Origin of the sequence: Pseudomonas abieticivorans (genome assembly GCF_023509015.1) — a bacterium.
GTDB classification, from domain to species: domain Bacteria; phylum Pseudomonadota; class Gammaproteobacteria; order Pseudomonadales; family Pseudomonadaceae; genus Aquipseudomonas; species Aquipseudomonas abieticivorans.
Genome location: NZ_CP094975.1, coordinates 2103631 through 2119393, shown reverse-complemented (window position 1 = coordinate 2119393; position 15763 = coordinate 2103631). Strand labels below are relative to the sequence as shown.

Genomic DNA, 15763 nt, shown 5'->3' with positions numbered 1-15763 from the left:
ATGCGGGTGATCGCCGCCCTGTATGCCCGTCGCTGTTGGCGGGCATTGCCCCGTGCCTTGTTGCTGATCTTGCCGATGGTGGTGTTGGGGCAGGCCGGTTGGCTGGCCTGGCAAGAAGGGGGGCGCCGCTCGGCCACGGCAATAGCGCCACCAGAGCCTGTGCCAGCCGCCGAGCCTGTCGCTTTTCAGGGGCAGGCCATCGCGGCGGTGCTGGGCCTGGCAGAGCAGGCCGAGGTGCAGGGTGGTGGTGTCGTCTTGAAAGCTACGGTTGCCTCGCACGGTGGCCAGCCTGCCGCGCTCATGGCCCATGCAGGTACCGAGCAATGGTACCGGGTGGGCGATGCCTTGCCGGGTGGTGCCCGGCTGCGACGAGTGGAAGCCGGGCGTGTGGTGCTCTGGCAAGACAAGTCGTGAACAGCGCCTGGGGCTGCAACCGGCCACTGTATGGTTGAGCGCAGCCATGCCAGCAGTGAACAACCCTCCCGTCCATTTGTGGCCCACTGCCGCGCCTGTATCGAGCCCCCCATGAACATGCCCCGCGGGTACCTGTTGGCCTTGCTGATGTTTGTCGGCCTGGCATCTGCCGATGACCGCCGTTGGCAGCTGTCAATGAAGGATGCCGAGTTGCGCGACGTGGTCCATGAGGTCTCGGCGATCCTTGGCGTTACCGTTGTGCTGGATCCGCGGGTGAAAGGCCGCATTACCGTGATGTCCGAGCAGCAGCTGGACCGTGAAGGCGTGCGCCAACTGTTCCACTCGGTACTGGAGGCCAATGGCTTTGCCGCTATCGATGAGGGTGATCGCCTGCTGGTCATTCCGGCGGGCGAAGCCAAGGGGTGGGGCGGCGTGCAGCCCGCCAGCGCGCATTTCACCACCCGGGTGATACCGCTGCATACCGCCGTGGCGGCAGACATCGCCAGCCTGCTGCGGCCCCTGGTTTCGGCCAACGGCTACATCGGCTCGCTGCCGTCGGCCAATGCCTTGGTCATGACCGACAGCGCAAGCAATGTCAGGCGCCTCGAAGCCTTGGTGCGCCAACTCGACTCGGGCGCCAACCTGTCCCATGAAGTGCTGGAGCTGCGCCATGGCCTGGCCAGCGAGGTGGCCAAGTTGCTCGAACCTTCACCCGGCAAGGCGGTTGGCGAAGGCATGGGCCAAGTGATTGCCGACACCCGCGGCAATCGCCTGCTGGTCATTGGCAGTGATCAGGCGCGTCGCCGCCTGGTCGGCCTGGCTCGCTCGCTGGACACCCCGGCCAACGACAAGGCAGACAACTCGCTGGTGCTGCGCTTGCGTCACGGCGATGCCGGGCAGTTGGCCGAAGTGCTCGATTCAGTGGCGCAGCGCATGGGCCAGGTGGCTAACCCTGGCGTAGGCAAGGCGCCGCTGGCGGCCGCCAGCGAGGTGCTGGTACGCGCCGATGAAAGCCAGAACGCCCTGGTGCTGATTGCCGAGCCAGCGCAACTGCGAACCCTGGCGCGGATCGTCCAGCAACTTGACCAGCCGCGCGCTCAGGTGCTGATCCAGGCGGCGATCGTCGAGGTGTCCGGTGACGTCAGTGAGGCGTTAGGCGTGCAGTGGGGCTTGAACCGTGGTGATGTCAGCGGCGGTATCAACTTTCCAGGCGCTGGCATAAGCCCTGGCAACCTGTTCGGCAAGGGCGAGCTCATATGGCCGCAAGGGGCGGTGTTGGGCGTGGGCAGCGACCGTTTTGGCGTGCTGGTCAGCGCCCTGGCCAGCAACAGCCACAGCAATCTACTCTCCACCCCGAGCCTGTTGACCCTGGATAACCAGCAGGCAGAGATTTTGGTGGGGCAGAACGTGCCGTTTCAAACGGGCAGTTACACCACCTCCAGCAGCGGTGCCGACAACCCCTTCACTACCGTGGAGCGCAAGGACGTCGGCATCAGCCTGAAGATCCGCCCGCACATCAACCAAGGCGCGACCCTGCGGTTGGAGGTGGAGCAAGAGAGCTCGGAAATCGCCCCTGGCAGCACCGCCTCCGACTTGATCACCAACAAGCGGGCGTTGAAAAGCACCATCCTGGCCGATGATGGCGAGATCATCGTGATCGGCGGCCTGATGAAAGACAGCGTGCGCCAACAGGAAACCGGCGTGCCTTTGTTGCGCCATATTCCCTGGGCCGGCCGGCTGTTCAGCTGGAACCGCGACGAGCAGGTCAAGACCAACCTGATGGTATTCCTGCGGCCCACCATCGTGCGTGGCAAACAGGACATCGGGCGCTTCAGCGAAGGCAGCTACCAGCAGTTGCGCGGCTCGCAGCGTGGCAACGATCCAGTGCTGCTGCCCAACGAGCTCAAGGATGTGTTCGGCCAAGGGCAAGCGCAATGAGCGGCCTGCCGTTTGCCTTCGCTCGCCGCCAGGGCGTGTGCCTGGCCGACCAAGGCCAGCGCTACCTGTTGCGCCAGGGCGCACCGCTCACTGCCTTGGCCGAAGCCATGCGTAGCTGTGGCGCACCCGTCCAGGTGCAAGTGGTGGATGGCGAGGCCTATGCCGAACAATTGGCCCAGGCGTATCGGGATGGGCGCAGCGCCGCCGAGCAAGTGGCCGGGGACTTGGACAGCGACCTGGACCTGGTCAGCGTGGCCGACCAACTGCCACAGACCGCCGATCTGCTGGAGCAAGAGGGCGATGCGCCGATCATCCGTTTGATCAATGCATTGCTCGCCGAGGCCGTGCGCGCGCAGGCCTCGGATGTGCACCTGGAAACCTACGAGCATCACCTGAGCGTGCGCCTGCGCATCGACGGTCAGTTGCGCGAAATCCTGCGCCCGCGCCGTGAGCTGGCCAATCTGCTGGTGTCGCGGCTCAAGGTCATGGCCCGTCTGGATATTGCCGAACGCCGCGTGCCCCAGGACGGGCGCATGGCGCTACGCCTGGCCGGGCATGAAGTGGATGTGCGGGTATCGACCCTGCCATCGGCTCACGGCGAGCGCGTGGTGTTGCGCCTGCTCGACAAGCAGGCCGGGCGCTTCAACCTCGAAGGGTTGGGTTTGCCCGCGGCTACTCTGGCGCGCCTGCGCGAGGTGCTGGCGCGGCCGCATGGCATCGTACTGGCCACCGGGCCTACCGGTTCGGGCAAGACCACCAGCTTGTACGCGGCACTGATGGCCCTCAACGACCAAACCCGCAACATCCTCACCGTCGAAGACCCGGTGGAATACCACCTGCCCGGCATCGGCCAAACGCCGGTCAACCCAAAGGTCGACATGACGTTTGCCCGTGGTTTGCGTGCCATCCTGCGCCAAGACCCCGACGTGGTGATGGTGGGTGAGATCCGCGACCGCGAAACGGCCGAGATCGCCGTGCAGGCCTCGCTGACCGGCCATCTGGTGCTGTCGACGCTGCATACAAACAGCGCCGTGAGCGCGGTCACGCGGTTGATGGACATGGGCGTGGATGCCTATCTGCTGGCGTCTTCACTGGTGGCGGTGCTGGCCCAGCGGCTGGTTCGGGTGTTGTGCGCGCACTGCAAGGTCGCCTGCCCGTTGGCGCCCGCCGAACAGCAGCGCCTTGGGCTGTCGGGCGATTGCGCCGCCCAGGTCTATGCCGCAAAGGGGTGCCAACACTGCCAGCAGGGTTACCACGGCCGCCAGGGGATCTACGAATTGCTGGTAGTCGATGCAACGCTTGCCCGGCTGATCCACGCGGCGGCCAGCGAGGGCGACCTGCAGGCGGCGGCTCGCCTGGCCGGGCCAGGGCTGTTCCAGGATGGCGTACGCCTGGTGCTGGACGGCGTGACCAGTGTCGATGAGTTGTTACGCGTGAGCCGGGACACCTGAACATGGGCCAGTTTCGTTACCGTGCCCAAGCCTCTGATGGGCGGCGCCACACCGGCCAGCAGCAGGCCGACACGCCGCGTCAGGCACGCCAACTGCTGCGCGACAAGGGCCTGCGGGTGCTGAGCCTGGCACCGGTGCGCTCATGGCTGCTGGGTTGGCCAGCAGTGCTGGGCAAGGCAGACCTGGCGTTGCTGACCCGTCAGTTGGCCACGCTGATACAGGCCGCCATGCCGCTGGAAGAGGCCCTGGCCGCAGTGGCGGCGCATGCTGCAAAGCCTCGCTTGGTCGGCCTGGTGCACGCTTTGCGCAAGCATATCCTGGAAGGGCACAGCCTGGCCCAGGCATTGGCGCTTTACCCGCGTGCCTTCCCGGAACTGTTCCGCGCCACGGTGGCGGCCGGCGAGCGCAGCGGGCACCTGGGGGCAGTGCTCGAACAACTGGCCGACTACACCCAGGCCCGCCAGGCTGCGGCGCAACGGCTGCAGATGGCGCTGGTGTACCCGCTGATTCTGCTGCTGGCGTCGGTGGCCATCGTTACTTTCCTGCTGGGGTACGTGGTGCCGGACGTGGTGGCGATGTTCGTCGACAGCGGCCAGGCCCTGCCTTTACTCACCGAGGCGCTGATCGCCGTCAGCGGCGCGCTGCGCCGGCATGGCTGGCTGTTGCCGATCGTGGCGGGCTTGGCGGTACTGGCCAGTGCCGCCGCCTTGCGCAAGCCCCGGGTACGCCAGGGGTGGCACGCCTGGCTGTTGCGCCTGCCGGTGCTCGGCAGCACCGTGCGGGCGGTGGAGGCGGCGCGCTTTGCCAGCACCCTTTCAATCATGGGCCGCAGCGCAGTGCCGCTGTTGGACGCACTGCACATCGCCGCCAGCGTGGTCGGCAACCTGGCCATTCGTGCGCGCCTGCACCGCGTGGCCCAAGCGGTGAGCGAGGGCGCCAGCTTGACCCAGGCACTGACGAGCAGCGGCGACATCCCGCCGATGATGCTGCACATGATCGCCAGTGGTGAGCGGGTGGGCGAACTGGACCACATGCTGCAGCGCGCCGCCGACCAGCAGGAGAAAACCCTCGCCGCGCAGATCGCCTTGCTGGTCAGCCTGTTCGAGCCACTCATGCTGGTGGTGATGGGCGGCGTGGTGCTGTTGATCGTCATGGCCATCCTGCTGCCCATCCTCAGTCTCAACCAATTGGTGAATTGAATGAACAACAAACGCGGTCAGCGCGGCTTCACTCTGATCGAAATCATGGTCGTGGTGGTGATCATCGGTGTGCTCGGCGCCCTGGTGGTGCCACAGTTCATGAACCGCCCCGACCAGGCCAAGGTCACCGCTGCGCGCAGCGACCTGCAGGCCCTGGCCACGGCACTGGAAATGTACCGGCTGGACAACTTCGCCTACCCCACCACGCAACAGGGCTTGCAGGCGCTGGTCAAACGCCCCTCCGACCCGCCGCTACCACGCAACTGGAGCGCCCAGGGTTACTTGCGCAGCCTGCCCCGCGACCCCTGGGGCAACGTGTACCAATACCTGAACCCGGGGCAGCGGGCCACGGTGCCCTACGACCTCTACAGCCTGGGTGCCGATGGCGTGCCCGGCGGCGAGGCGCTGGCCGCGGATATTGGCAACTGGGATGAGTGACGATGGTCGACGTGCGTGGTTTCACCCTGTTGGAAGTGTTGGTGGTGCTGGTGCTGATCGCCGTGGTGGCCGGCATGGTCAACCTGGCCGCCGGTCCCAACCTGGGTCGCGATGCACGGTATCAGGCGCAGGGCCTGGTGGCCTTGCTGGACGCCAGTCGCCAGCAGGCGGTTCTGGAGGGTCGCCAGCTTGGCATCGCGTTCACGCACCACGGTTATCAACTTTGGCAATGGCAGGGCCAGCGTTGGCAGCCGCTGCAACGCCAGGAAGCCCTGACGCCCGGGTTGGCCTGGCACCTGGAGCAGGACGGCTTGAGTGTGCCATTGGCTGCGGAGCCGACGGTGCCGCACGTGCTGATACTGAGCAACGATGAATACACCGCGTTCAATCTTTACCTGGAGTCTGCGCAACGCCGGCTGCTGCACATCGCTGGCGATGGGATTGATGAGTTGCAAATCGATGAAGGCTGAGCGCGGTTTTACCTTGCTGGAAATGCTCGTGGCCCTGGCCGTATTTGCCATCTTGGCCGCAGCCGTGCTTGGCGCCAGCCAGTACGCGGTCAACCAATCGGCCGGGCTGGAGCGCCGGGTGCTTGCTGCGTGGCTGTTGGACAACCGTCTCACCGAGCTGCGACTGGGCCCACGCCCGCCGTTCGGTGAACAGTGGTATACCCCTGTTTTTGCTGGCCGGCACTGGCAACTCAGGCAGCGCGTGGACGGTGATGCGGTAGTGCTCACGCTTGACGATACCTACCGTTTGCACGGTTGGTTGCCGGCCCGATGAAGCGCGAGCAAGGCTTTACTTTGCTTGAGGTGCTGATCGCGCTGGCAATGTTTGCCGTGCTGGGCGCGGCCACCTCGCGCCTGTTCGACACGGTCGTGCGTGCCGAGCGACAGGTGTCAGCCCACGCCAATGAATTGCGCGCCTTGCAGCGGGCTTTGGCGTTGATCGAGCGCGACGTGTTGCACAGCGTGTCGGGGCTCGGGCTTGAGGCCGGCGTACTGAACGTATGGCGAGGCCACTGGGCCAATCCCCTGGCGTTGCCCCGCAGCGAGTTTCAGGCAGTGACCTACCGCTACGAACGCGCGACCTTGTGGCGGCTCAGTCACGGCGACCACGGCCAACAGCAAACCCAGGCGCTGCTGGCGGGCCGGTTGCTAGGCGTGCAATGGCGCCTGCTGGACAGCCAGGGCAACTGGCACGCGAGCTTGAAAACTCCGCGCGCTGCCATGGTTGCGCTGGAAGTCAGCCTGAGCACCGAGCGTTTCGGCGCCATCCGGCGCATCTGGGCCGTGCCCGGTGCCGGCACATGAAAGCACAGCAAGGCATCGCGTTGATCAGTGTATTGCTGATCATGGCCCTGGCGCTGCTGTTGACCGCCAGCCTGCTTCGCAACCATCGCCTGTTGCTGCATAGCAGCGGGCAACAGATCCAGTACCTGGAATTGCGCCAATGGGCACTGGCTGGCGAGCACTGGGCCCGTCAACAGTTGCCGTTGGGGCTGTTCGTGCCGGTGAACCTGAGCCAGCCCTGGGCCACGGCGCGGGTGCCATTCGTGCCGCCGGGGGGCACGCTTGCGGTCGAAATCGAAGACCTGGCCGGGCGCTACAACCTCAACGCGGCGATTGTCTCAGGGCTTCGCTTGCCCGGGCTGGAGTTGCCCAAGCAACCGTTGAGCCGAGGCTTGAGCGGTCTCAGTGAGTGGTCGGGGCTGGAGCCAAGCGTAGCGCAGGCCTGGCAATCGCGGCTGGCCTTGCTACCGACCCATGCCGGTTTGAACCTCAATACCGCGAGCCAGGCCGCGCTGCAGTTGCACGGGCTACCGCCAGCGACAGCCGCGACGCTGTTGGCCCAACGCCCCGTTGAAGGTTATCGCAGTGTCCAGGCGTTCCTGGCCCAACCGTTGGCCCAGGGGCTGGGCTTGACTGCCCAAGGCTTGAGCCTCAGCAGCCTGTGGTTCCAGGTGCGGGTGCGGGTGGTGCTGGGCCAGCGCCAGTTGCTGCTGGCCAGCGATTTCGAACTGGACCGCAAGACTCGCCAGGCCAGGTTGGTGCAACGGCGCTTGTGGCCGGGGGAGGCATTGCCATGACCCACTGCTTGTATCTGTTGCCCGCCGGCTTGGCCCTGCGCGACGAACAGTGGCCCTGCCAACTGCTGGCCCCGGCATCTGCCACCCTCACGCTGGCCGACGCCTCGGCGCAGTTAGGTGGCCTGCCAGTCACGCTGCTGTTGCCCATGGAGATGTTCAGTTGGTTGCTCAGCGAACCCTGGGCCGGGCGCGTGCCAGGCGTGCAGGCCTTGGCCTACTCGCTGGAAGAGCAGTTGGCCAGCGATCCGGATACCTTGCAGCTGTTTGCCAGTGCCGCCGATGCCCAGCAGCGCTACGGCCTGTGGGTCACCGAGCGCGAGCCGTTTGAAGCGCTGTTGCACTTGATTAACGCCTTGGGCATCAACGCCACGGCGGTTTACGTGGATGCCGACCTGCTGGCAACCGACCGGCCGCGTGCCGTCTGGGCCGCCGGGCGTTGGCTGCTGGGGGGCGGCCTGCCCGCGCGGTTGGCGTTGCCTGATAACTGCCTGGCATCGTTGCAGGCGCAGTTGCCGGCGGCCTTGCGCTCGTTGAAAGCCCCCCGGGAGGACGGCCTGGCCGGCTTGCTGGGCACCCACGCGGCGCTGAACTTGCTGGGGCCCGCGCCACCCGCCTGGCCCTGGCGGACCCTGGCTTTGAGCCTGGCACTGATGGGCTTGATGGGCGTGGCCAGCCTCTGGCTACAAACCGCAGGCCTGGCGCAGCAGGCCAATGACCTGGCCCTTGCAAACCAGCAGCGCTTCAGCCAACTCTACCCCGCCCATACCCAACAGGCAGACCTGGCGGCGCAACTCAGTGCGCTGCAACGTTTGGCGCAGCAACCGGCCATTGGGCCGATGGCCAGCTTGCAGGCGCTGGCCCACGCCTTGGTGGCCAATGGCGATGTACACGTCAGCCAGATGACCTGGAGCGCCGGGCAGGGCTGGACGCTGCAAGTGCGCGCCAGCGATCTTGCGACCCTGCAACGCTTAAGCGAGCGCGACGATCTGCCCTTGCGCCTTGGCAGCGCAAGCCAGGGCAAGGCCCATGTCGATGCGGTGCTGTTATGGGAGCCTGCCCTATGAAGCCCTTGCGCCCATCCGAGCGCCGTGCGTTGTGGGGGCTGGCAGCCTTCGTGCTGGGCACGCTGATGGTGGTCGGCGTGTGGCAGCCTGCACGGCAGAATTTGGCGCAGGCCACGCTGCGCGTCGAGCAACAGCTTGAACTGGCGAACCGGCTGGCCCAGGCGCAACCCGTTCGGCAAACCGGCCCGCAACAACCACTGGCCCCGTTTATCAGTGAAAGTGCCCAGCGCGCCAACCTTGAACTGCAACAACTGGACATCGCCGGGCCCATGCTGAATGTGGCCGTGGCGGGCGATGCGCTGGCGGTATTGGCCTGGTTGCAGGGCCTGGAAGCGGCTGGCGCGCACCTGCACAGCCTGGCATTGCAACCAAAGGGGGCGCTGTTGCAAGCGCGGGCAGGCGTGACAAATCGCCCCGATAGATAAAAGGCAAGGCTGGTTCCGTGCCTTTTGCTTCCCGGTCTGAGAAAATGCCGGCACTTATCTGCCGGATGACGACATGACTGCCCTGAAGAACGACCGATTCCTTCGCGCCTTGCTCAAGCAACCCGTTGACGTGACCCCCGTGTGGATGATGCGTCAGGCCGGTCGCTACCTGCCGGAATACCGCGCCAGTCGCGCCAAGGCCGGCGATTTCATGAGCCTGTGCATGAACCCGGAGTTCGCTTGCGAAGTCACCCTGCAACCGCTTGAGCGTTACCCGTTGGACGCGGCCATCCTGTTCTCCGACATCCTCACCATCCCCGATGCCATGGGCCAAGGCCTGTACTTCGAGACCGGCGAAGGCCCGCGCTTCAAGAAGGTGATCAGCAGCCTGGCCGACATCGAAGCCTTGCCGATCCCTGATCCGCAGAAGGATCTGGGCTACGTGATGGACGCCGTCAGCACAATCCGCCGCGAGCTGAACGGCCGCGTGCCGCTGATCGGCTTTTCGGGCAGCCCCTGGACCCTGGCCACCTACATGGTCGAAGGCGGCTCGTCGAAAGACTTCCGCAAGACCAAGGCCATGCTCTACGACAACCCGCAGGCCATGCACCTGCTGCTGGACAAACTGGCCCAATCGGTCACCAGCTACCTCAACGGGCAGATCCTGGCCGGCGCCCAGGCCGTGCAAATCTTCGACACCTGGGGCGGCAACCTGTCGGCGGCGGCCTACCAGGAATTCTCGCTGGCCTACATGCGCAAGATCGTCAGCGGCCTGATCCGCGAACATGACGGGCGCAAGGTTCCTGTCATCCTGTTCACCAAGAATGGCGGCCTGTGGTTGGAAAGCATCGCCGATGCTGGCGCCGACGCCCTGGGCCTGGACTGGACCTGCGATATCGGTGAAGCACGCCGGCGCGTCGGCAGCAAAGTCGCCCTGCAAGGCAACATGGACCCCACCGTGCTCTACGCCAAGCCTGCGGCCATTCGCGCTGAAGTTGCGCGCATCCTGGCCAGCTACGGCACCGGCACCGGCCACGTGTTCAACCTGGGCCACGGCATTACCCCGGAAGTCGACCCGGAGCACGCCGGCGCGTTTATCAACGCGGTGCACGAGTTCTCGGCGCAGTACCACCATTAAGCGAGTTGCGGCCGCCCGCCTTTAGCGGCCGTAGGCTTTTTCCTAACGAGCACTTCGTGTTTCCTGCGAACGTTGTGCAACCTGTCCTAGTTACTGCCCGGGCCCACCCGCTTATCGTTTACAGCGAGGTGGCCTGGCGCGGCAAAGATGAAATTTCGTTCGCGAGCGATTCCTATTCGCTTTGATGGTGTAGCATCGTTTCGCCATCAGTTTCAATAACAAGCCCAGTCATCGGCCCCTCATGGCAGCGTGCGGCACGTGCACGCATTTTTCTTGAGCCGCAGGTTTATGGCAGGGGCTATCGCATGCGCACTTCACATTACACTTGGGGCCAGATAGCCCTGCATTGGCTATCGGCGCTGTTTATCATCTGGGCATTGGTGATGGGCAGCTACGTGGCGTTATTCAACGTGTCAGCGACGTTCAAGGCAATGATCGCGGCACTGAACGTCTCCCTCTCCATGTTGTTCATTCCTTTCTTCGCCGTGCGCACCTGGTTGCGCATTCGCCACTTGCGCGCCCACGGCCACAGCCCTGGCGAGCGCCTGGCCGGCTGGGTACACAACCTGATCTACAGCGTCACGGGCCTGGTGCTGGCCACCGGCGTGCTGATGATGAACCGCCCAATCGAAATCTTCAGTTGGCTGACCTTGCCGCAACCTTTGCTTGACCCGCTGTGGCTGCAGCGCTTTCACGTTCTGCACGTGGGGCTGAACGTGCTGCTGGCGGCGTTGGTGGTGCTGCATGTGCTGGCGGTGGTAAAGCATGAGTGGGCGGGGGTAAGGGTGTTGCGAAGGATGAAGTGGGGATAGTGCCCGTCAGCGAATCGCCTCACCGGCATGGGTACGTTGGTCGATGATCTCGAACGCATTGCAGCACGGCTCCAGCAACAAGTACGCCACGGTGGCGAAGCGGGCCAGGTCGGCATCGTCGCCGCTGCGGATGCTCATGCTGGCTAGGCTCTTGACCATGTCCCGCACGGCGCGCACGCCGGTATCGGCGAATTCGTAGAGGTCGGCCAACGGGGCCTGGGCGTTGATGTAGAGCACTGGGGTGGGTGTGGTGTTGCTGGTGACGGCTTGGAAAGTGGTCATGGGCAAAGCCTCGTAGAGTCCATTACGCCGCCCCTAGTATTTAGGGTGGCAATTGCGTACGGGTTAGCAGACCAGTCAACCCAGCAAAACCGGCGCATCCGAAGATGCCCCGTACGCAATCGCCATAGCATTAAAATCGAGGCGATAAAGCACGAATCGCTTAATAAGCGAGTTTCACTGGGATGATGACAGGACTGCTAAATCCGGGTCGCAGACAGTGCGACGGCGGAAACTATAGAGAGATATTTCCCTAGCAAACACCCCAAAAAAGCGACTCGGAAATTTCCTTCAAGGCTTTCGGATTGTATGAAGTTTGATGGGAGTCGAGGCGGGAAATAAGTCAGGAAACGTTACGGCCGGCGGTGCCCTCTTCGCGGATGAATCCGCTCCTACAAGGGGGGGTAACCTCACCCTGTAGAGCGGATTCATCCGCCAAGCAGTCACTACAAATATTGGCCTAAACCGCCAGCGGCTGCGTCGGGCGGACTCAAGCCTTCACATTCCCCCCCAGCGGCGCAAGTTTGGCCAACTTGGCCGCCACCACCAACGCCACCACCAACAGCCCGCTGATAAACCAGCCGATCCCGTTCCAGCCGCCGTAGTTCCAGGCCACGCCGCCCAGGGTGCCGGCCACGCTGGAGCCCACGTAATAGCTGAACAGGTACAAGGAACTGGCCTGGCCCTTGGCCTTGGTGGCGCGGCGGCCGATCCAGCTGCTGGCCACCGAGTGGGCACCGAAAAAGCCGAAGGTGAACATCAGCATGCCCAGCACGATCGCCGGCAGCGGGGTGAGCAGGGTCACCAGCAGGCCTGCGAACATTAGCACCAGGCTCATCCAGAACACTTTGCGGCGGCCGTGCTTGTCGGCCAGCGAGCCGATTTTCGCCGAGCTGTAGATGCCGGCCAGGTACACCACCGACAGCAGGCCGACCAGGGCTTGGCTCATGTGGTATGGGCTTGCCAGCAGGCGGTAGCCGATGTAGTTGAACAGGGTGACGAAGCTGCCCATCAACAGGAAGCCTTCGAGGAACAGCCAGGGCAGGCCGGCATCCTTGAAGTGCATGGTGAAGCCTTCCAGCAGCCCGCGCGGGTTCATCTTGCGGGGGCGGAAGTTGCGCGACTCGGGCAGGATCTTGAGGAAAATGATCGCCGCCAGCAGCGCCAGGCCGCCGATCACCAGCATCGCGGTGTGCCAGCTGACAAAGTCGATCAGCACGCCGGTGATCAACCGCCCGCTCATGCCACCAATGGCGTTGCCGCCGATGTACAAGCCCATGGCCAGGCCGATGTGCTGGGGGTGAATCTCTTCGCTCAGATAGGTCATGGCCACGGCCGCCAGCCCGCTCAAGGACAAGCCGGTGAGCGCGCGCATCACCAGGATGCCTTGCCAGGTGGGCATCATGGCACTGGCGATGGTGCACAAAGCGGCCGCAAACAGGGCAAACACCATCACCGGCTTACGGCCAATGGCGTCGGAGATCGGCCCGGTGATCAGCAGGCCGATGGCGAGCATGCCGGTGGACACCGACAGGATCAGGCTGCTCTGGGCGGCATTGATGGAAAATTCGTGGGACAGGATCGGCATCATCGGCTGCACGCAGTACAGCAGCGCGAAGGTGGCGAAACCACCGGAGAACAGCGCCAGTACCGTGCGCATGAACAGCGGGGTGCCTTTCTCGATGTAGGCTTCGCTCAGCACGGCAGCGACATCGGCCAGGGAGGTGTCGGGTATTTCTTGAGCCTGTGGAACAACGGCAGTTTTCACGCAAAACCTCTGCAAGGGCGCAGTGGGAGGAAGGAATGTGAAAAAGCATATAGCTGGCTAATCATTCTTTCCAATATATTGTTCCACCTGTTTGATAGGTTAAACGTCTTAATCGAGGTTGATATGGAATTGCGTCACCTGCGCTACTTCATCGCTGTGGCCGAAGAGCTGCATTTCGGCCGCGCGGCAGAGCGCCTGGGCATTTCCCAGCCGCCTCTGAGCCAGCAGATCCAAGCGTTGGAGCAGGAATTGGGGGCACGCTTGTTCGACCGTACCAATCGTCGGGTTGCGTTGAGTGAGGCCGGCCGGCTGTTCCTGGAAGAAGCGCGGTTGGTGCTCGCGCAAATGGACAAGGCCGCCGACGTGGCACGGCGCGCGCAATTGGGCGAACTGGGCGAGATGAAAATCGGCTTCACCTCGTCGGCGCCGTTCAATTCCAGTATCCCCAAATCCATTTCGGTGTTCCGCCAGAGCTACCCGGCGGTACACCTGAACCTTGAGGAGATGAGCAGCCAGGCGGTGACCGATGCGCTGCTGGAAGGCTCTATCGAGGTGGGCTTGATTCGCCCGCTGGTGCTGTCCGATCACTTGACCCATGTGGAACTGCTGCGCGAACCGTTGGTGGTGGTGCTCAGCGCCGAGCACCCGTTGGCGGCCGGCACCGAGGCAGGGCTGCACATGAAGGCGCTGGCCGACGAGCCCTTCGTGTTTTTCCCACGTAACTACGGCAGTGGGCTGTACGCGCAATTGCTCAGCCTTGCGCGCAGCGCCGGGTTCAGCCCACACATCGCCCAGGAGGCGGGCGAGGCCATGACCATCATCGGGCTGGTGGCGGCAGGCCTTGGGGTGTCGGTGTTGCCCGCCTCCTACCAGCGCATGCGCATCGATGGCGTGGTGTACCGGCGCTTGCTCGACCCCGAGGCCATGACCGCCGTGTGGTTGGTGCAGCGCAGGGAGGTACCTTCGGCAATGGCCAAGGCTTTCGTCGATTTGCTGACCCGGCACGCCGCCAAACAGGTGTGACCGGTCAGTATTTCGATAAATGGTCTAACCGGTGCGTTCAAGTTGCCGAGCGGCGGGCCGATGAGCTTCACAGCCAGTCATCACATGGAGCCTGTATGAACGTTCGTCAGCTGCGTATTTCTACCCGTGCTTTCCTCAGTTTCGGCCTGATCAGTGTGTTGGTGTTGGGCTTTGGTATTTTCTCGATGAACCAGATCACCCACATGCGTGAAGCGGTGATCCATACCGAGGAAGTGTCCCACGCAGGTACGCGCTGGCTGGGCAGCATCCGCGACAACTCGCTGGGCATCCGCGTGCTGACCTTCCGCCTGTTGATCAACCGCGACCCTGCGGTGCTGGCGCCGTCGATCCAGCGCATGGTGTTTCTGCGTGGCGAACTGGACAAGGCCATCGCTGGTTACAGCCAGGTGGCGCCCGAAGTCGCGCGTTCATCCTTTAGCCAGATGCAAGGAGTGGTGACGCGCTATCAGGACATCCTGGGCCGCTACCAGAGCCTGTCCGACCAAGGTGACGTGGCGGCCATGCAGGCCTTGCTCAACGGTCCCATCCAGGACCTGTCGAACCAGACCGGCGACTTGTTCAACGAGTTGGTGACGATCAACGTCAAGGAGTCCGGCCTTTACACGCAAGCGGCCAAGGCCAGCTATGACACGGCCATACGCACTACGGTGGGCGTGCTGGCGCTGGTGTTTATCCTGACCGTGCTGCTGGCCTGGGCGCTGACCCGCAGCATCGTCCACCCCCTTGCCAGGGCTATCGAACTGGCCAAGCGTATTGCCCAGGGTAACCTGACCGGACGCATCGAAGTGGAGGGCGCCGACGAGGTGGCCGACCTGCAGCGCTCGCTGGCGGACATGCAACAAAGCCTGATCGATACCTTGCGCCTGATTGGCGACTCATCGCACCAGTTGGCGGCGGCGGCCGAAGAAATGACGGCCATCACCAACCAGACCTCGGGCGACCTGAACAACCAGAACGCCGAAATTCAACAGGCGGCCACGGCGGTCAATGAGATGACTGCCGCGGTGGAGGAAGTGGCGCGTAACGCGGTGTCCACCGCCGACGCCTCAAGCGCCTCGACCACCACCACGCAACTGGGCCGCGAGCGGGTCGATACCACCATCCGCGCCATCCAGCGCATGGGCGAACGGGTGGAAGACGCTTCCGAGCAGGTCAAGGAGCTGGCCGCGCATTCCCAGGACATCGGTAAGATCCTCGACGTGATCCGTGGCGTGGCCGAACAGACCAACTTGTTGGCGCTGAACGCCGCCATCGAAGCGGCCCGCGCCGGTGAAGCCGGGCGTGGCTTTGCGGTGGTGGCCGATGAGGTGCGCGCGCTGGCCGGGCGTACCCAAACCTCCACCCAGGAAATCGAGCAGATGGTCGCGGCCATCCAGTCGGGTACTTCCAAGGTGGTGGCGACCATGCAGGCCAACAACGATCAGGCCTTGGCCACCCTCGACACCGCCAAGACCGCAGGCACCGCACTGGACGAGATCGGCCAGGCCATCTCGCTGATCCACGAACGCAACCTGGTGATCGCCAGCGCCTCGGAAGAACAGGCGCAGGTAGCCCGTGAGATTGACCGTAACTTGGTCAATATTCGTGATTTGTCGTTGCAGACGTCGGAAGGCGCAAGCCAGATCGACAGTGCCAGCCAGGCGTTGTCGGGGTTGTCCCATGACCTCAAAGGCATGGTCGGGAAGTTCCAGCTTTAAGGGTTAA

Annotated in this window: 17 protein-coding genes and 1 pseudogene; 16 read left to right on the top strand and 2 right to left on the bottom strand. The window is 64.0% G+C overall.

Annotated features, from left to right (window positions below; genetic code table 11):
* From L9B60_RS09500 to L9B60_RS09440, 13 genes are all read left to right on the top strand, one after another.
* Positions 1 to 414: a type II secretion system protein N gene (locus L9B60_RS09500; protein ID WP_249678232.1), complete on the top strand. Its 414-nt coding sequence runs from the start codon at positions 1 to 3 to the stop codon at positions 412 to 414.
* Between the two features lie 111 nt (positions 415 to 525).
* Positions 526 to 2352, top strand: a complete 1827-nt coding sequence (gspD, locus tag L9B60_RS09495; protein ID WP_438866083.1) for a type II secretion system secretin GspD — start codon at positions 526 to 528, stop codon at positions 2350 to 2352.
* Complete coding sequence (gspE, locus tag L9B60_RS09490) at positions 2349 to 3803, top strand: type II secretion system ATPase GspE (RefSeq protein WP_249678231.1); 1455 nt, start codon at positions 2349 to 2351, stop codon at positions 3801 to 3803. Before gspD ends, gspE begins: the two co-directional genes overlap by 4 nt.
* A gap of 2 nt (positions 3804 to 3805) precedes the next feature.
* Positions 3806 to 5002 (top strand): type II secretion system inner membrane protein GspF, encoded by a 1197-nt coding sequence (gene gspF, locus L9B60_RS09485; RefSeq protein ID WP_249678230.1) that lies wholly within the window; start codon positions 3806 to 3808, stop codon positions 5000 to 5002.
* Complete coding sequence (gene gspG, locus L9B60_RS09480) at positions 5003 to 5440, top strand: type II secretion system major pseudopilin GspG (RefSeq protein WP_249678229.1); 438 nt, start codon at positions 5003 to 5005, stop codon at positions 5438 to 5440.
* Between the two features lie 2 nt (positions 5441 to 5442).
* Positions 5443 to 5910: a type II secretion system minor pseudopilin GspH gene (gene gspH, locus L9B60_RS09475; protein WP_249678228.1), complete on the top strand. Its 468-nt coding sequence runs from the start codon at positions 5443 to 5445 to the stop codon at positions 5908 to 5910.
* Positions 5900 to 6223: a type II secretion system minor pseudopilin GspI gene (gene gspI / locus L9B60_RS09470; RefSeq protein ID WP_249678227.1), complete on the top strand. Its 324-nt coding sequence runs from the start codon at positions 5900 to 5902 to the stop codon at positions 6221 to 6223. Before gspH ends, gspI begins: the two co-directional genes overlap by 11 nt.
* Positions 6220 to 6753 carry a type II secretion system protein GspJ gene (locus tag L9B60_RS09465; RefSeq protein ID WP_249678226.1) on the top strand — a complete coding sequence of 178 codons (534 nt, stop codon included), beginning with the start codon at positions 6220 to 6222 and terminating at the stop codon, positions 6751 to 6753. The genes gspI and L9B60_RS09465 overlap by 4 nt, the downstream gene beginning before the upstream one ends.
* Positions 6750 to 7529 (top strand): type II secretion system minor pseudopilin, encoded by a 780-nt coding sequence (locus L9B60_RS09460; RefSeq protein WP_249678225.1) that lies wholly within the window; start codon positions 6750 to 6752, stop codon positions 7527 to 7529. Before L9B60_RS09465 ends, L9B60_RS09460 begins: the two co-directional genes overlap by 4 nt.
* Positions 7526 to 8593 carry a type II secretion system protein GspL gene (locus L9B60_RS09455; RefSeq protein ID WP_249678224.1) on the top strand — a complete coding sequence of 356 codons (1068 nt, stop codon included), beginning with the start codon at positions 7526 to 7528 and terminating at the stop codon, positions 8591 to 8593. The genes L9B60_RS09460 and L9B60_RS09455 overlap by 4 nt, the downstream gene beginning before the upstream one ends.
* A complete protein-coding gene (locus L9B60_RS09450; RefSeq protein WP_249678223.1) occupies positions 8590 to 9018 on the top strand; it encodes a type II secretion system protein M in 429 nt (142 codons plus the stop codon). Before L9B60_RS09455 ends, L9B60_RS09450 begins: the two co-directional genes overlap by 4 nt.
* Positions 9019 to 9091: 73 nt before the next feature.
* Positions 9092 to 10156, top strand: coding sequence for a uroporphyrinogen decarboxylase (gene hemE, locus L9B60_RS09445; RefSeq protein ID WP_249678222.1), 1065 nt, complete (start codon positions 9092 to 9094; stop codon positions 10154 to 10156).
* 305 nt (positions 10157 to 10461) lie between these two features.
* A complete protein-coding gene (locus L9B60_RS09440; protein WP_249678221.1) occupies positions 10462 to 10968 on the top strand; it encodes a cytochrome b in 507 nt (168 codons plus the stop codon).
* A gap of 6 nt (positions 10969 to 10974) precedes the next feature.
* Here the strand turns inward: L9B60_RS09440 and L9B60_RS09435 are convergent, their stop codons facing one another.
* Positions 10975 to 11250 (bottom strand): hypothetical protein, encoded by a 276-nt coding sequence (locus tag L9B60_RS09435; protein ID WP_249678220.1) that lies wholly within the window; start codon positions 11248 to 11250, stop codon positions 10975 to 10977.
* A 487-nt stretch (positions 11251 to 11737) separates the two neighbouring features.
* A complete protein-coding gene (locus tag L9B60_RS09430; protein ID WP_249678219.1) occupies positions 11738 to 13015 on the bottom strand; it encodes an MFS transporter in 1278 nt (425 codons plus the stop codon).
* Between the two features lie 123 nt (positions 13016 to 13138).
* On the opposite strand from L9B60_RS09430, the gene L9B60_RS09425 reads away from it, so the two are divergent.
* From L9B60_RS09425 to L9B60_RS30680, 3 genes and pseudogenes are all read left to right on the top strand, one after another.
* Positions 13139 to 14038, top strand: a complete 900-nt coding sequence (locus L9B60_RS09425; protein ID WP_249678218.1) for a LysR family transcriptional regulator — start codon at positions 13139 to 13141, stop codon at positions 14036 to 14038.
* Between the two features lie 95 nt (positions 14039 to 14133).
* A pseudogene (locus L9B60_RS30685) lies at positions 14134 to 14898 on the top strand (MCP four helix bundle domain-containing protein); the annotation flags it as partial.
* Entirely contained in the window at positions 14893 to 15756 is an 864-nt protein-coding gene (locus L9B60_RS30680; RefSeq protein ID WP_438866134.1) for a methyl-accepting chemotaxis protein, read from the top strand. The pseudogene L9B60_RS30685 and the gene L9B60_RS30680, both read left to right, overlap by 6 nt.
* The last annotated feature ends 7 nt before the right edge of the window (positions 15757 to 15763 follow it).

Excerpts from the sequence above, each read along its gene's own strand:
- L9B60_RS09465 (WP_249678226.1), top strand. The coding sequence starts at position 6,220 with ATGAAGCGCGAGCAAGGCTTTACTTTGCTTGAGGTGCTGATCGCGCTG.
- L9B60_RS09500 (WP_249678232.1), top strand. The coding sequence starts at position 1 with ATGCGGGTGATCGCCGCCCTGTATGCCCGTCGCTGTTGGCGGGCATTG.
- gspG (WP_249678229.1), top strand. The coding sequence starts at position 5,003 with ATGAACAACAAACGCGGTCAGCGCGGCTTCACTCTGATCGAAATCATG.
- hemE (WP_249678222.1), top strand. The coding sequence starts at position 9,092 with ATGACTGCCCTGAAGAACGACCGATTCCTTCGCGCCTTGCTCAAGCAA.
- gspE (WP_249678231.1), top strand. The coding sequence starts at position 2,349 with ATGAGCGGCCTGCCGTTTGCCTTCGCTCGCCGCCAGGGCGTGTGCCTG.
- gspF (WP_249678230.1), top strand. The coding sequence starts at position 3,806 with ATGGGCCAGTTTCGTTACCGTGCCCAAGCCTCTGATGGGCGGCGCCAC.
- L9B60_RS09425 (WP_249678218.1), top strand. The coding sequence starts at position 13,139 with ATGGAATTGCGTCACCTGCGCTACTTCATCGCTGTGGCCGAAGAGCTG.
- L9B60_RS09440 (WP_249678221.1), top strand. The coding sequence starts at position 10,462 with ATGCGCACTTCACATTACACTTGGGGCCAGATAGCCCTGCATTGGCTA.
- L9B60_RS09435 (WP_249678220.1), bottom strand. The coding sequence starts at position 11,250 with ATGACCACTTTCCAAGCCGTCACCAGCAACACCACACCCACCCCAGTG.
- L9B60_RS30680 (WP_438866134.1), top strand. The coding sequence starts at position 14,893 with ATGCAACAAAGCCTGATCGATACCTTGCGCCTGATTGGCGACTCATCG.
- gspD (WP_438866083.1), top strand. The coding sequence starts at position 526 with ATGAACATGCCCCGCGGGTACCTGTTGGCCTTGCTGATGTTTGTCGGC.
- L9B60_RS09450 (WP_249678223.1), top strand. The coding sequence starts at position 8,590 with ATGAAGCCCTTGCGCCCATCCGAGCGCCGTGCGTTGTGGGGGCTGGCA.
- L9B60_RS09455 (WP_249678224.1), top strand. The coding sequence starts at position 7,526 with ATGACCCACTGCTTGTATCTGTTGCCCGCCGGCTTGGCCCTGCGCGAC.
- gspI (WP_249678227.1), top strand. The coding sequence starts at position 5,900 with ATGAAGGCTGAGCGCGGTTTTACCTTGCTGGAAATGCTCGTGGCCCTG.
- L9B60_RS09460 (WP_249678225.1), top strand. The coding sequence starts at position 6,750 with ATGAAAGCACAGCAAGGCATCGCGTTGATCAGTGTATTGCTGATCATG.
- gspH (WP_249678228.1), top strand. The coding sequence starts at position 5,443 with ATGGTCGACGTGCGTGGTTTCACCCTGTTGGAAGTGTTGGTGGTGCTG.